The following is a 14,206-nucleotide window of genomic DNA, read 5'->3' on the forward strand; positions in this document are numbered from 1 at the left end:
AAAGTAGCTGAACTGTATGACAGTTTTACGAAATTCTACAGACTATTTATGCATGTGTTTATACACTATGCTGCTTTAGATTAATGAGGACATTCTCTGCATGCAGAAATATGTGTTGAGTATGGTGATACTGGGTACATTTGGCCTAAGTGCTTGCCAAACGACCCCAATGACAGCCCAAGCGGCGACTAGTCATCTACAACCTGCTGCACAACGCGGAGAAGCTCAGGCACGTCCGAATCAAATTGATTTTCAAAAGATCAAGCAAACCCAGCAACGTCCGGTAGTTGCTTTAGTTCTGGGCAGTGGCGGTGCGCGTGGCTATGCGCATATTGGTGCGTTGGAAGTACTGGAACAGGCGGGTATTCAACCAGATTTTATTGTCGGAACCAGTGCGGGCAGTATTGTGGGATCCATTTATGCAAGTGGCAAACCGGCGATTGAACTGCGCAATATTGCTCTCAACATGCGACCGAATGATGTCCGTGATATCAAGCTGGCCAGAAAAGGTTTTTTTGATGGCAAGAAAGTTGAGGACTATGTCAACTTGCAAGTCGATCAAACCCCGCTTGAAGCCATGAAAATCCCGATGTTTGTGGTAGCAACCGCGCTGAAAGAAGGCAAGAAAGTCGTCTTTAACCATGGCAATACCGGACAGGCGGTACGTGCTTCAGTCTCGATTCCGAGTATGTTCATTCCGACCATCATTCAAGGTAAAGAATATGTAGATGGTGGTCTGGTCAGTCCGGTGCCGGTTGATGTGGCACGTGAGCTAGGGGCCGACATTGTAATTGCGGTGGATATTCTGGCACAACCCATTCACACGGAAACCAGCAATGTCTGGGGACTGTTTAACCAGAACATCAATATTATGCAGCAACATCTGGCGCATGAAGAATTAAAGCATGCAGATGTGGTGATTCAGCCGGATTTACGCGAAAAAGGCCATATCTTTGATGTCCGTGGCAGGGAACTCACCATGCAGGCTGGTGCCGAGGCGACCCAGTTAAAGTTGATGGAAATTTCACAAGCCTACCAAAAACATGATTATGCTCAAGGACATCGCATTCCACAGTTTGTGGTACATGAACATCAAGCTCAATAAATCTTTTTTTTGAAATTTCTGTTTATCCCTATATCGAAGTATAGGGATATTCACTCAAAAGGATAACGGATCATCGGCTGTAACGCTTAACTGATTGTTATAAAAGATAAGATGATTGCCTATGTGTATCAGTCAGTCGGAATTATCGCAAAAGATAAAATTAATTTTAAATATAACAAATTGAATTATAAGTATATTGTTTTAAATAATAAGCCTTATTCGTCTTAAATTAAAATTTTAATATTATTATTCGTATACTTAAGTTGATCAAATATTCAAAAGCATCGATGTTCATGCCAGAATGCAGTTTGAAAAGATCACTACACAGATGTAGACATCATGATGCATATTAAAATTGGACAGCAGGTCAAACTGGCACAATTCGAACACTATATTTTTACAGTGACCGCGACCCATCAGGATGGTTCTTTTACCGTTGAAACGACCTTGGATGGTCAACAAATTTTAAGTTATCAGAACCTGGCGCAGGAAATGCTCAGGCCAGTGATGCTTTAAATCACGCAGAGCCTTTTTATTTTCCTGAATTATTTTTGTTCAGCGCTTAAAACAGTGAAAAATTCTCAGTTGCTGTGTGATCAACCCCAGATAAATAAGTGTTGATTTATTGGCACTTAACTTTCTAACTGAGATTTTAAGCAATTAAATATATTTTTTTCTGTATGAATACATTTTCTATATCAATAATTGTGATGCTTCATTTGCCGAATTGAACATTTTATTCATGTTAAAAACGCTATAATAATAAACGATAACCTTGTCATTCAAAGAGTTCAAAGAAAACGATGGCCCCTTTAGATCAAATTGCAGCAGTGTCGGATGACCAGTCAGAGTTAACGATGTCAGTTCTCATGACGCCAGATATGGCAAATTTTTCAGGAAATGTTCATGGTGGAACCATTCTGAAATTATTGGATCAGGTGGCGTATGCGTGTGCAAGTCGCTATTCGGGTAGTTATGTCGTGACCTTATCTGTAGACAAGGTGAATTTTAAAGAGCCGATTCACGTCGGTGAGCTGGTTACATTCCTGGCCAGTGTGAATCATGTTGGCCGTACCTCGATGGAAATCGGGATTCGTGTAGAAGCCCAGAATATTCAAAAGAGAACGGTACGTCATACCAATAGCTGCTATTTCACCATGGTTGCGGTGGATGAAAATGGTAAACCAAAACAGATTCCAGCTTTGAACCTGGACAATGACTGGAAACGTTGCCGTTTTGAAGCAGCAGAACAGCGTAAAGTCGCGCGTTTGCAAGAAAATCATCATCCTTCTTGCAGCATTTATAAAAAGACTGCACAAAGTTAAGTTAGATCGTGATTGAGAAAAGACCTTCCTTAGAAGGTCTTTTTTTTGATTCAATTTCAGTTTTTTGCTGGAGCTTTGCCATTTTTTACTCTAATATAAAACGATACGTATCGTTTCGATTTTTAAATATTAAAAGTTAAGTAGAAAAATATGAGCAGTGACGAAAAAAGTTCCCGGCGACAGCAGTGCATTTTACAGGCAGTCGCAGATGCGCTGGCAGAATGTGAATATCATCAGCTGACGATTGAAGATGTGGCGGCACGTGCCGGCGTAGGCAAGTCCACGATTTATCGATGGTGGAAACATAAATCGGAACTGGTGCTGGACACTTTCAAACAGCATACAGCTTCGGTATTTGAGCTGGATGCCTCTAAAAGCCTGAAAAGTAATCTTATTCAACAACTTGGTTCTTTATCTCAGGCACTGAATCATCCGGTGGGGCGGGCTTTGCTGGTGGTGATTGCCAATCACCGTGAACTGGCAGGTGAGTTCTTTCAGCAATATCTCTTGCCACGTCGGCAACAGACTCATCAACTGATTCAGCAAGCGATTGAACGGGGAGAAATCCGCGCGGATTATCCTTTTGATTTGATGCTGGATACCTTATACGGCCCGATTCATTACCAGATCATTTTTTTCAACCGGATTCCAGATGAACACTATATCCAGAATCTGGTCGAGTTGGCCTTGTATCCTGTCGCTATTCAAGCCTGAGTTTGTGCTATTTCCCTACAAATTTTAAAAGTTGGTGATTATGTCAGTTAGCGCTGAGCGGTTATGGAATCGCTCATTTATCTTGTGCTTATTCAATAATTTTTTCCTGTTCGTTTATTACTTTGCCTTACTGACCATCTTGCCGATTTACATCATGAAAGATCTGGGCGGTTCGGTAAAAGAAGCTGGGTTGGCGCTGACGCTATTTTTGGCCTCTTCGATTGCGATTCGGCCATTTTCCGGCATGATCATCGAAAAGCTCGGCAAGAAAATCTCGATGCGCGGCGCAGGTGTGATTTTTGCCTTATTTGCCTTTAGTTATTTGCTGGTAGATAGCATGTGGTCGCTGTTGCTGGTGCGTTTTTTACATGGCATCTGGTTCAGTATTTTGACCACGGTGGCAGTACCCGTCGCCAATGAATTTATTCCTGAACAGCGCAAAGGTGAGGGCATGGGTTATTTTGTCATGTCAACCAATCTGGGTGTGGTATTTGGGCCCTTGCTGGCATTGACCGTGATTCAGTTCACCAGCTTCAAGGTCTTATTTGGCATTCTTGCCGTTATTATTTCTTTGGGATTAATCTTTTGCTGGATGCTCAAAATCACAGAGTTACCAAAACCTGAAGCCATAAGCAAAGAGAAAACCAGCTTGAGCTTGCAGGATATTCTGGAAGTCAAAGTTCTGGCGGTAAGTTTCGTGGCTTTATTAACCGCTTTTGCCTACTCGGGCATCATGAGCTTTATTACTGCATTTAGTGAAACCAAGCAGCTTTTAGCCTATACCAGCGTATTCTTTATTGTCTTTGCAGCGTCCATGTTGCTGGTCAGACCTTGGGTTGGAAAGATTTATGACCGTAAGGGACCCAGTGCAGTTATTTATCCTTCATTTATTTTCTTTGCCATTGGTCTGGTGATTGTCAGCCTGATTTCCAATCAATGGATATTATGGTTGTCGGCGGTGTTTATTGGGATCGGTTATGGTTCACTATTCCCATGTTTGCAGACCTTGGCCATTCAGTCGGTCGACAAACAGCGTATGGGACATGCGATTTCAACCTTCTTTACCCTGTTTGATCTGGGTTTAGCGATCGGTTCCGTAGCCATGGGAATATTGATTGCCTATTGGGGCTTTGAAACCACCTATGTTTTGAGTGCTGTACTCGTCATTGTGACGATACTGGTTTATCGTCAGTATGTTGCCAAAAAGCAAAAATAAGCGCCCGGCAAGTTTGGAGTTATAAAATGGAATTAAGACATTTACGTTATTTCGTTACAGTGGCGCAGGAACTGAACTTTACCCGTGCCGCGGAAAAATTAAATACGGTACAGCCATCACTGAGCCAGCAAATCAAGGATCTGGAACGTGAGGTTGGCGTACAGTTGCTGGAGCGGAATAACCGTAAGGTCGGGCTCACTGAAGCCGGTCAGGCATTTTTAAAAGAAGCTTTATTGAGTCTTGAGCATGCAGAGCGCGCCATTCAGACTGCCAGACAGATCGCCAATGCACAGCAGGACCAGCTGAATATCGGTTTTGTCCCGGTCGCGGAAATGAAAGTCTTTCCTTATATCATGCCGAATATCCGCGCGCATTTTCCTGAACTGAAAGCACAGTTTCACAGTCTGACCGATGCAGAGCAGTTTAGTGCCTTAAGAAATGGACAGATCGATATTGCCTTTACCCGTTATCCGGGGCAGTTGAGTGAATTTGATTCGATCCGCATTTTTGATGAGCCTTTAACCTTGATTGTGCCGAAAGATTCCCCGGCTGCGGCCTTGCCCTATGTCAGTATCAAGAGTTTTGAAAATCAGGACTTTGTAATTAGTGATGAGCAGTCCTCACCGCAACTGCATAAGCTGATTCAGGATTTTTTTAAACAGTCCAAATTAAAAGTGAATGTGGTGCAGTATTCCACCAATATTCTGCTCAATGTCAATCTGGTGGGAATGGGCGTGGGCTGGAGTCTGGTGCCAGCCTATGTGATTCCATTGCTCGGCGATAATATTGTGGTGAAAAAGACCCTAGAACCGTTACCGATGATTGGACTGTATGCCAATTATCGCAAGGATCAAAAACATGTGGTGATTGATCTGATTTTGAAAGTATTAAAAGAAAAGTTTTGTGTGGATCTTTTTTAATATTTAAACCTTCAATCTGCCCATCTAAAAAGCCGTGCGACAGAAATGATCTGTAGCACATCCTTTTAAATCGGGACTGCAAATCACTTTATACTGAACCTCTAACAATAAAAACCGGTTGAAGCAGGATGATGAAGCTCTATAACAACCCGCAATCACGTGGCCTGACCTTGTTGCCTTTACTGAAAGAATTGCAGATTGAAGACCAGATTGAACAGGTGGAAGTCGCCTATGAGCATATGCATCAGCAGGCGTATACACAGATCAATCCGATGGGAAAAGTTCCCTGTCTGGTGGATCAAGGTGTCATTATTTCAGAAATGGCCGCTATTTTTATCTATCTGGCAGATAAATATCGTGACAAAGGATTGGCACCTGCTTTGGATGATCCGAAGCGTGGGGCGTATTTAAAATGGATGTTTTTCTGTCATGGACCCTTCACCGAATATATCGATATAAAAAATTTGCAGGTGTCGCCAGAAAATATTGAAAAGAACCGGAGAAGTTTAAGTTTTGGGAATGAAGCAGCCGTATTTGATTTTCTGCAACAGGGCATCGGGCAGGCTAGTCCTTATCTGTTGGGTGAAAAAGTCTCGGCGGCGGATCTCTATGTGGCTTACTGTTTGATCTTCGCCATATCTGCGAAAATTTTACCGCCATTTGACGAGTTTAGGCTCTTCCTGCAGCAGATGGCTCGCCGTGATTCCCTGAAAGATATCCCGTGGTTTCAAGAGTACCGAGTCTAATTCCTCTGTCTATATATTGTCCGGGAGATCTAAAACAATAAAAAAAACCACGCCGAAGCGTGGTGAAAAGTGACCCTAATATTATTTCAGGTAAAGCTTTTTAAACAGTTGCTGGCTGGTGCTTTCCATCGATTGAGGAATGGCCAGGGCAGCTACGAAACGGTCAGGACGCAAGATCACAACTGAATCAGACGTGTTGCCAAACCACGAGCGGATATCTGTGCCGATATCACCAATGGTGATGACATCTTCATACTGTTTACGCTGGCTATTTTGCAATTGCACCGCAGGAATTACCTGAATGAATTTCACGCGGAGCGTTTTCCACTGTTGCAACGTATCTGGGCTCAGACCCCATTTCGGATCGACACCCCAAGCAATAATCGCAAAATCATTGCCGATCACTTCATCCAGTAATACGGTTTCACCCGAAGCCAGCTGAACCTGAGGCTGGATAAACATCTTACCGACCGGAGAGTTCTTGGCTCCGTTACTCAAAAGTGCGCCGTCATGATATTTCGGCATCGGTTTAAAGCGCATTTCCAGCAGATATTGTTTGATCGGCTTGATATAGTTCAGGGCATAGGCAATGCTGTCACGAACAAATCCTTGCCATTTTTTCGGTGGTGCCAGTACGTGACCTGCCATCACCGACAGGTCAATCATCGCCTTGGCATGGTCTTTACGTTCGATCTGATACGAATCTAAAAGTGCTGGGCCAGCTTTACCTTGAACAACCAGTGCCATTTTCCAGGCCAGGTTAAAGGCATCACGCATACCGCTGTTATAACCCTGACCTTGCCATACCGGCATGATGTGCGCAGCATCACCGGCCAGCAAAATACGGTCGACACGGAACTTGTCGGCAATACGGGCATTATGGGTATAAACACGCTGACGGATCACTTCGATACCATCCGTGCTTGGTAAGACCTTGGACAGAAGTTTGGCAATATTTTCCGGTTTGCTCAGTTCTTCCTGCGTTTCACCCGGCATGACCATAAATTCAAAGCGTCGAATACCATGTGGCAAAGCAGCTGATACATAAGGACGAACCGGATCACAACATAAGTAAATATGCGGTGTAGCAAGCGGGTCATTCTCAAGATCGATCACGATCCATTGATTCGGTGCGGTTTCACCTTCAAAGGCAATGCCCAGGTTGCGGCGCACATAAGAATTACCGCCATCACAGGCAATCAGATATTGAGCGCGGATGGTTTCTGCATCGCCCTCTTTATTTTGCAGATTGAGTATTACGCCGTCAGCATCTTGACTAAACTGAGTCAATTGACGAGAAAACAGCACTTGGGTGTTTTTATATTGCTTTAAGCCTTGCAGTAGGACGTTATCAACTTGTGGCTGAATAAAGGCATTACGGCGCGAGAAACCGAACTCACGTGTTAAAGGTTGAATATCAGCAAAACAGCGACCTTTAGGCGTCAAGAAGCGCATCGCATGATTCGGAGTGGTATGCGGTAAGACTTGATCGACTAAACCCAAAGATTGAATGGTACGCAAGGATTCATCATCGATTCCAATCGCACGTGGATAATCAATCAAACTATCCAGTTGCTCGACAATCGTGACAGCTATGCCTTGCTTGCTCAGATAGTTGGCAATGGTTAAGCCGACAGGGCCGGCGCCAAGGATTGCCACTTCAGTAGTGTAATTAGTATTGCTCATAGCGAATGTCCATTCAATCGACTTGCATTTGATGCTATTAAGGGACAGTTAGAAGCTAGAAACAAGTTAGGCGATAGTAGCTTAAGTATATGGATAATATTGGAATGAAATAGGTGGTTTTTAAATAAACAATTGATTTTAATTATAAAAATAATAAAAATTTGATAGCCCGTATTAATTCTATGATCAGTTTTGACTATGGTGATAAATAGATTTTGTGCAATAAAAATGCTGAACCAGCATCAAGCATGATTCAGCATCGAATAATATCGGGGGCAGTATAGGACAAAGCCTACTGGAGAATTACTGTCCCTGATATTTTCATTGAAGGATTAAACGAGTCGTTCAATTAATTAACGTGCAGCAGGTTTTGCAGGGGGCGTGCTTTCTATAGCAGCTTCAGAGGCAGCAGGCTGCTCTGCAGATGCACCTGCAACAGGAGCATTCGATTCAGGTAATTCTTGTGTAGTCACAATCACTTTTTCTTCTGCAGTGGTGGTTTTCGCATCTGTGGTTTTGCTGTCAGCAAAACTGGTGGCTGCAGCAGCAGTAAGCGTAGTGGCAAGTAAGATTTGTGCATATTTCATTTTTGGCATCCTTTTATTCATGTCATGTAATGTAATCTGCCGAACTGACCATCACATCAATTCGACAGATGCCCATCCTAAGCACTGAAAATTTACTGAGCAAATCAATTAACAAAAGCGACACGCAGGGAATAACCTTGTAGATACAAAACTGAGAAAGTTGTTTTATTTCTGTTAATTATGCAGAGTTTTATTTAATGAAAGTGTGTATGAATATTTCAAAAATCAAATTCGAAATAAAAGTTAACATAGAAAACTGATAATTTTGGATCATTCTATTAATTTTTATCTCTGTGATTTTCACGCTGTGTTTGCGAAGAACACGCATTTTAAAGTCACACTGTGCTTTATAATGCAGGGCATTGCTATTTCTATTCAATCTCTTGAGAGTCGATTTTGAAAATTCTGTCAGCGTCGCAGGCTATTCCTGTCCATATCATTTCCGGATTTTTGGGGGCAGGTAAAACCACACTACTCAAACATTTACTACAGCAAAAACCGGAACAGGAAATCTGGGCTGTGCTAATGAATGAATTCGGCCAGATTGGGGTAGACCAGCAGTTATTGCCGCAAGATCAGGGTTATGCGGTCAAAGAGCTGTTGGGTGGTTGTCTATGTTGCAGTAGCCAATTGCCGATGCAGATTGCCTTGTCACGCCTGCTGTCAGAAGTGAAACCGGATCGTCTGTTTATCGAACCTACCGGACTGGGGCATCCTGGCCAATTACTGGAACAGCTGACCGAACCGCACTGGCAGAGTCATTTAAACATGCAGGCATTGGTCACAGTGGTAGATGGTTCACGTTTGCATGATCGAGACTGGACTCAGCAAAACCTGTACGCAGACCAACTCAAGGCAGCGCATATTGTGGTGATTTCACATACTGACTTGATGACAACCGCAGACCACGCAGCACTCACGCAACTTCAGACAGAATATCAACCTTATGCCCAACAGTGGTTGTTCACCGAGCATGGACAACTCGATATCGAACTGATCAAGCAGGGCTATCGGGGTTCCGCCCGTCAGATTCAGCCTTTGTTAAAACAGCAACAGATCACCCGTTCAGCAGATACGCCCTTAGTGATTCAGCAAATGCCTTATCATTATGTAGAAAGCGCGCAGGGTTATCAGGTTGCGGGCTGGAAATTGCCAAAACGCTGGCAATTCAATTTTTATGATCTGCTGGATCTGCTCTGTGAACAAAAAGACTGGCTCAGAATCAAGGGAATTTTTAATACGGATCAAGGCTGGAAAAGCTTTAATTTTAATCCTGAGCAGTTTAATTATCAGTCGGCAGATGAAGGCATTGATAACCGGGTAGAAGTGATTTATCAACAGTCACGGGATTGGCTGGCCTTTGAAACTGCCCTGATGCAATGTCGTATGGATCCAGAGAAATAATGGTACTGTTTCTAGTGCGCTGAATGAATTATTGGCCTAAATCTGTTCAGCAAAATAGCGCTAAATCTTATATGCTAGGCGCCAAATTTGAGGATTATGTGATGGCGTTAAAAGCGACGATTTATAAGGTTGATTTGAATATTGCGGACATGGATACGCATCGTTATGAGGATTATCAGCTGACGATGGCGCTGCATCCTTCAGAAACCATTGAACGCTTGATGGTGCGTATTCTGGCCTATGCACGCTATGCCGATGAAGCACTGGAATTTACCAAGGATCTGTTTGAAACCGATGAACCGGCACTCTGGGAAAAGGATCTGACCGGGCAACTGGTCAAATGGATTGAAGTCGGTAGCCCGGACGAAGATAAAGTCAAAAAGGCGAGTGCGCGTTGCAAGCAGGTCGCAGTCGTCACCTATGGTTCTGCGGTGGATGAATGGTATAAGCGCAGCAGCAAATTAAAAATCTTAAAAAATGTGGAAGTGTGGAAGTTATCTACCGCAACCACCGACGCATTGCCACAGTTATGCGAACGCACCATGCAGTTACAGCTCAATGTGATGGATGGTGAATGGACCTTGATTGGCGATCAGGGCCAGGTGCTGGTGGAGTGGGAACAGTTACAATAAGGCCAAATAAGGATGCAAGTCTGGACTTGTATCCTGTAGCTCAAATTGCGTATATCTGAGGAATAAGAATACGCAGGGTTGCACCATGTACCATGAACTTTATGATTTACTGCTGGCTGTCGCGATTGGCGCAATTATTGGTGCAGAGCGTGAGTATCATAGTAAATCTGCTGGATTGCGTACCATGATTATGGTCAGTCTGAGTTCCTGTTTATTTACCATTATCTCCCTGAAAATAGGCGTGGCCAATCCTGACCGGCTGGCCGCCAATGTCTTGACTGGACTGGGTTTTCTGGGTGCCGGTGTTATCCTGAAAGATGATAACCGTATTTCTGGAATTACCACCGCAACCACGATCTGGATGACGGCAGCACTCGGCATGGCGGTCGGTGCAGGCTATGAACTCTTAAGTATTTGGGCTACTTTTATTGTCATGGCGGTGCTGGTTCTATTGATGTATGTCCAGCGCGGCATTGAATCTCTGAATCAGGAACGCAGCTATGAAATCGTCTGCCCATTCGATCAGAATGATTCTGATCACTACGAAATGTTATTTAAACGTTATCAGTTAAAAGTGGTGCATTCCTCACAAAAAAAAATTGATCAACAGATTGTCGGACGCTGGATTCTGATGGGATCGGCCAAGAATCATCAAGAATTAACCCAGTATTTACTCAATGATAAGAATATTCAGGAACTCAGCTTTTAACCCATCAATGGCCCAGACTTAAAAATATAGAGCATTCCAGTTTATACTGAGCTTTGAATTTTATGCTCCTCTCAGGTAAATAACCATGATCAACGAACTTGAAATTATTGATTTAAAAGTAGGCGAAGGTAAAGAAGCGGTAAAAGGTGCCTTAATTACCACGCACTATACCGGCTGGCTGGAAGATGGAACCAAGTTTGATTCTTCTATTGACCGTGGTAATTATTTTGAAACTGTCATTGGTACCGGTCGTGTGATCAAAGGTTGGGATCAGGGTATTCTAGGAATGAAAATTGGCGGTAAGCGTAAACTGATGGTGCCTGCACATTTGGCCTATGGCGAACGCAAAATGGGTAAAGTCATTCCGGCCAATTCCAACCTGATTTTTGAAATTGAATTGTTTGACGTAAAAACACGTGATTAAAATGATTTAACTGGCTGAATATAAAATATACTTTTTATTCAAAAATGTATGATGGTTCTGGTACAGTCGCTTCAAAATAGACTGTGCCGGAGACGCTACAAAAAACATCTAAAAAGATTTGAAATCAAAAATATTCCTTGTAGATTATAAGAATAATAAAGAATTATTTTGAGATATAACGTATTTGCATAACTTGATAAGGAATGTCTGTTTTTTCGTATTTGTCTGTGTCTTGAGCTGGATGACTTGCATCGTAAGTTCAGCAATCGCTCAGGATGAACTCCCTTCGCCGTCATTTCAGCAGCAATCTCACGACCATATTACTGAAGTCCATTTTACCGAACATAGTACGAGTCCTTTGCAGGGAAAATGGCTGTTTTATCCGAGCCAGTTTATTATTCAGCCCAGTCCTGTACTGCAGTCAAAAACAGTTGAATTGCCAGCCTCTTTTAAAACTCTGGCGGGTTCAAATTCTGGCTATGGTACCTTTATTGGCTATTTTAAAATTCCGAAAGAATTTCTCGGGCGACGCATCGCAATTCGGATTCCGACCCAATACGGCGCCTATCGGGTATATGTCAACGGACAGTTTATTGTCCGGCTCGGGGAAATCAGTACTACACCTGAAAAACAGGTGACTGAAAAAGCACCGCGTATTGGCTATTTTGTTCCAGATACTGAATATATTACCTTAAGCATTCAGGCCTCAAATTATACCCACTTGCATGGCGGTCTCGAGCGACCGATGCAGATTGGCGTTGCAGGTACCATCAATCGCCAATTCCAGCAGCTCATGATGAGTATTGCCATGGTGTGCGGCGCGGTACTTGGGGTGGGGGTGTTTACCATTCTATTTTCGGTATTCAGGGGATCACGAGAACGTAACAGTAAAAGTATCTTTGTTTTTGGCTGGTTTATTGTCTTTTTAGCCCTGCATAACCTGTTTTCTGCACCTTATGCCTATACGTTATTTAGCAATATCAACTGGCTGTGGGGAACCCGCTTAGAGTATCTGTTTACTTTTATTGCTGCCTTCTTTTTTCTCAGCTATATGCATCTGTTTAACCGGCGCTATCTAAATCCGGTGATTTATTATATCGCAGTGGCCTTACTGGTCTTTAACATTACTTTCACCCTATTTTCACCTCCTGAGATATTTGAACGTCTGGCCCTATTTAGTGCGATTTTTGCCTTGGTCATCATCGTTAATTTTATTTACGGCTTTTATCAGACCTTACGTTATAAAGAGCATTATTCGCGTTTAAATCTGATTGCGATTATTTTTCTTTGTGTCACCTTTTTGAATGATTATCTGTTGCTGATCAATGCAATTAAAACCACGTATCTGTTTTTTATCTCTACCAGTGTTTATGCCTTATTAATTATGTTTCAGCAGTCCAGACATTATGCACATCAAACTTATGAGACTGAACAGCTAAACCTGAACCTGATCGCCCTCAATAATTCGCTCGATCAAAAAGTTAAAGAACGGACCCAGCAACTGCGTGAAGTGAATGCCAAACTGGAACAGCAAATGAATATTGATGCGCTGACTGGAGCTTTTAACCGGCGTGCCTTAAATCATGAAATCCAGCAGCAGTTTTTGCAGACCCAACAGCAGCCGCAACATACCTTGATTTTTGCCATGCTCGATGTCGATTTTTTTAAAAACTATAATGACTATTATGGCCACTTAAAAGGGGATGAAATCCTGAAAAATCTGGTTAGGATTATTCAAGCTGCTTTACCACCGTCTGGCTATCTGGCACGTTATGGTGGTGAAGAGTTTGCGATTCTGCTCACTGGAATGCCAGTTCAAACTGCCCTAAAAAATCTGGAAAATGTATTAAACCAGATTCGGGAACAGCGTATGGAACATCTGAATCGGCCAGATGCAAAAGATTATGTTACGGTCAGTATGGGCGCGGCCTGGGTTGAACAAAACCATGGCTATGCAGATATTCATGAATTGATGAAAGCGGCAGATGTGCAGCTCTACGCCGCTAAACAGGCAGGACGTGATCAGTTAAAAATTGAAAAAGAGGTCGATTAAAAAACATATTTATACAGATAGCGCGATTCATCTTCTGACTCGGCAGAATGTGGATGAAAGCCGCAGTGCTGATAATAACTTAAGGCAGTTTGGGTAGATTGTATTTCAATCTGATGAATTTTTTTCTTTAATAAAGTGCGATGCATTTGTTGAAATAACTCGGTGCCGAACCCCAGTCTTTGGCAGTGTTGGGCCACATAATGCATCCGGATTTCTCCAGCATCACTGACCAATAAGAATCCGACGACCTTGTCATATATGAGATAAACCCAGCAATCGTTATACAGCATATCGACAATCAGGCTGGCATGATCAAACTTTTCTAGCCAGGTTTGAATTTTGCTTTCTTCACGCTGATGATCCAGTACACAGGACTGAATGCTGTCATGAATGACCTGAATAATTTGAGGTATATCTTCGACCCTCCCTTCACGAATCATAATATTATTCATTTTCTCGAACATTTATAGGGAAGGTTTATTTGATAAAAAAGAAGAGGGTAAAAAACAGAACAATATTGTAGTTTTTTGAGAATATTTTCCGTGATTTATCCATGTGAAGATCTGTTCTGTTGCTGATTTGTCCTGTTTGTTTATCTCAAGTTCTTGAATCTCATTAGGGAGTTAAAAATAAAAAATCAAAGTAAATCAATTTTTAAATAAATCGAAGTTCGAATCTGGGCACA

15 protein-coding genes are annotated in these 14,206 nt (G+C 42.6%); 12 read left to right on the forward strand and 3 right to left on the reverse strand.

Annotated features, from left to right (window positions below):
* Nucleotides 1–100 precede the first annotated feature (100 nt).
* From NI469_RS02725 to NI469_RS02755, 7 genes are all read left to right on the forward strand, one after another.
* The gene (locus tag NI469_RS02725; RefSeq protein WP_005247818.1) at nt 101–1,105 is read left to right on the forward strand and encodes a patatin-like phospholipase family protein; all 1,005 of its coding nucleotides are present in this window, start codon (nt 101–103) and stop codon (nt 1,103–1,105) included.
* A gap of 339 nt (nt 1,106–1,444) precedes the next feature.
* Complete coding sequence (locus NI469_RS02730) at nt 1,445–1,621, forward strand: hypothetical protein (RefSeq protein ID WP_005263564.1); 177 nt, start codon at nt 1,445–1,447, stop codon at nt 1,619–1,621.
* A gap of 287 nt (nt 1,622–1,908) precedes the next feature.
* Nucleotides 1,909–2,430: an acyl-CoA thioesterase gene (locus NI469_RS02735; protein ID WP_004280680.1), complete on the forward strand. Its 522-nt coding sequence runs from the start codon at nt 1,909–1,911 to the stop codon at nt 2,428–2,430.
* A gap of 150 nt (nt 2,431–2,580) precedes the next feature.
* Entirely contained in the window at nt 2,581–3,144 is a 564-nt protein-coding gene (locus NI469_RS02740; protein WP_253174384.1) for a TetR/AcrR family transcriptional regulator, read from the forward strand.
* A 40-nt stretch (nt 3,145–3,184) separates the two neighbouring features.
* Nucleotides 3,185–4,360: an MFS transporter gene (locus NI469_RS02745; RefSeq protein WP_253174385.1), complete on the forward strand. Its 1,176-nt coding sequence runs from the start codon at nt 3,185–3,187 to the stop codon at nt 4,358–4,360.
* A 26-nt stretch (nt 4,361–4,386) separates the two neighbouring features.
* Entirely contained in the window at nt 4,387–5,280 is an 894-nt protein-coding gene (locus tag NI469_RS02750) for a LysR substrate-binding domain-containing protein (protein WP_191112525.1), read from the forward strand.
* Nucleotides 5,281–5,411: 131 nt separating this feature from the next.
* Nucleotides 5,412–6,026, forward strand: a complete 615-nt coding sequence (locus NI469_RS02755) for a glutathione S-transferase family protein (RefSeq protein WP_253174386.1) — start codon at nt 5,412–5,414, stop codon at nt 6,024–6,026.
* Nucleotides 6,027–6,107: 81 nt separating this feature from the next.
* On the opposite strand, the gene NI469_RS02760 is transcribed toward NI469_RS02755, so the two are convergent.
* Together NI469_RS02760 and NI469_RS02765 are read right to left on the reverse strand one after the other, a co-directional pair.
* A complete protein-coding gene (locus NI469_RS02760) occupies nt 6,108–7,712 on the reverse strand; it encodes a bifunctional 3-(3-hydroxy-phenyl)propionate/3-hydroxycinnamic acid hydroxylase (protein ID WP_253174387.1) in 1,605 nt (534 codons plus the stop codon).
* 353 nt (nt 7,713–8,065) lie between these two features.
* Complete coding sequence (locus tag NI469_RS02765) at nt 8,066–8,299, reverse strand: hypothetical protein (RefSeq protein WP_219308707.1); 234 nt, start codon at nt 8,297–8,299, stop codon at nt 8,066–8,068.
* A 396-nt stretch (nt 8,300–8,695) separates the two neighbouring features.
* Between NI469_RS02765 and NI469_RS02770 the strand changes: the two genes are divergently transcribed.
* The 5 genes from NI469_RS02770 (at nt 8,696) to NI469_RS02790 (ending at nt 13,521) form a co-directional block, all read left to right on the forward strand.
* Nucleotides 8,696–9,703: a CobW family GTP-binding protein gene (locus NI469_RS02770; protein ID WP_253174388.1), complete on the forward strand. Its 1,008-nt coding sequence runs from the start codon at nt 8,696–8,698 to the stop codon at nt 9,701–9,703.
* 101 nt (nt 9,704–9,804) lie between these two features.
* Nucleotides 9,805–10,335 (forward strand): YaeQ family protein, encoded by a 531-nt coding sequence (locus NI469_RS02775; protein ID WP_026055736.1) that lies wholly within the window; start codon nt 9,805–9,807, stop codon nt 10,333–10,335.
* 85 nt (nt 10,336–10,420) lie between these two features.
* Complete coding sequence (locus tag NI469_RS02780) at nt 10,421–11,044, forward strand: MgtC/SapB family protein (RefSeq protein ID WP_224215651.1); 624 nt, start codon at nt 10,421–10,423, stop codon at nt 11,042–11,044.
* 85 nt (nt 11,045–11,129) lie between these two features.
* Nucleotides 11,130–11,468: an FKBP-type peptidyl-prolyl cis-trans isomerase gene (locus tag NI469_RS02785; protein ID WP_004731933.1), complete on the forward strand. Its 339-nt coding sequence runs from the start codon at nt 11,130–11,132 to the stop codon at nt 11,466–11,468.
* Between the two features lie 241 nt (nt 11,469–11,709).
* Nucleotides 11,710–13,521 carry a sensor domain-containing diguanylate cyclase gene (locus tag NI469_RS02790; protein WP_253174389.1) on the forward strand — a complete coding sequence of 604 codons (1,812 nt, stop codon included), beginning with the start codon at nt 11,710–11,712 and terminating at the stop codon, nt 13,519–13,521.
* Here NI469_RS02790 and NI469_RS02795 read toward each other — a convergent pair.
* Nucleotides 13,518–13,985, reverse strand: coding sequence for a GNAT family N-acetyltransferase (locus NI469_RS02795; RefSeq protein WP_004280657.1), 468 nt, complete (start codon nt 13,983–13,985; stop codon nt 13,518–13,520). The two genes, NI469_RS02790 and NI469_RS02795, sit on opposite strands and share 4 nt — an antisense overlap.
* Nucleotides 13,986–14,206: the final 221 nt, after the last annotated feature.

This window comes from Acinetobacter lwoffii, from assembly GCF_024129735.1.
Taxonomy (GTDB): domain Bacteria; phylum Pseudomonadota; class Gammaproteobacteria; order Pseudomonadales; family Moraxellaceae; genus Acinetobacter; species Acinetobacter lwoffii_H.

Excerpts from the sequence above, each read along its gene's own strand:
- NI469_RS02740 (WP_253174384.1), top strand. The coding sequence starts at position 2,581 with ATGAGCAGTGACGAAAAAAGTTCCCGGCGACAGCAGTGCATTTTACAG.
- NI469_RS02755 (WP_253174386.1), top strand. The coding sequence starts at position 5,412 with ATGAAGCTCTATAACAACCCGCAATCACGTGGCCTGACCTTGTTGCCT.
- NI469_RS02790 (WP_253174389.1), top strand. The coding sequence starts at position 11,710 with ATGACTTGCATCGTAAGTTCAGCAATCGCTCAGGATGAACTCCCTTCG.
- NI469_RS02795 (WP_004280657.1), bottom strand. The coding sequence starts at position 13,985 with ATGTTCGAGAAAATGAATAATATTATGATTCGTGAAGGGAGGGTCGAA.
- NI469_RS02775 (WP_026055736.1), top strand. The coding sequence starts at position 9,805 with ATGGCGTTAAAAGCGACGATTTATAAGGTTGATTTGAATATTGCGGAC.
- NI469_RS02735 (WP_004280680.1), top strand. The coding sequence starts at position 1,909 with ATGGCCCCTTTAGATCAAATTGCAGCAGTGTCGGATGACCAGTCAGAG.
- NI469_RS02760 (WP_253174387.1), bottom strand. The coding sequence starts at position 7,712 with ATGAGCAATACTAATTACACTACTGAAGTGGCAATCCTTGGCGCCGGC.
- NI469_RS02750 (WP_191112525.1), top strand. The coding sequence starts at position 4,387 with ATGGAATTAAGACATTTACGTTATTTCGTTACAGTGGCGCAGGAACTG.
- NI469_RS02765 (WP_219308707.1), bottom strand. The coding sequence starts at position 8,299 with ATGAAATATGCACAAATCTTACTTGCCACTACGCTTACTGCTGCTGCA.
- NI469_RS02780 (WP_224215651.1), top strand. The coding sequence starts at position 10,421 with ATGTACCATGAACTTTATGATTTACTGCTGGCTGTCGCGATTGGCGCA.
- NI469_RS02785 (WP_004731933.1), top strand. The coding sequence starts at position 11,130 with ATGATCAACGAACTTGAAATTATTGATTTAAAAGTAGGCGAAGGTAAA.
- NI469_RS02745 (WP_253174385.1), top strand. The coding sequence starts at position 3,185 with ATGTCAGTTAGCGCTGAGCGGTTATGGAATCGCTCATTTATCTTGTGC.
- NI469_RS02725 (WP_005247818.1), top strand. The coding sequence starts at position 101 with ATGCAGAAATATGTGTTGAGTATGGTGATACTGGGTACATTTGGCCTA.
- NI469_RS02730 (WP_005263564.1), top strand. The coding sequence starts at position 1,445 with ATGATGCATATTAAAATTGGACAGCAGGTCAAACTGGCACAATTCGAA.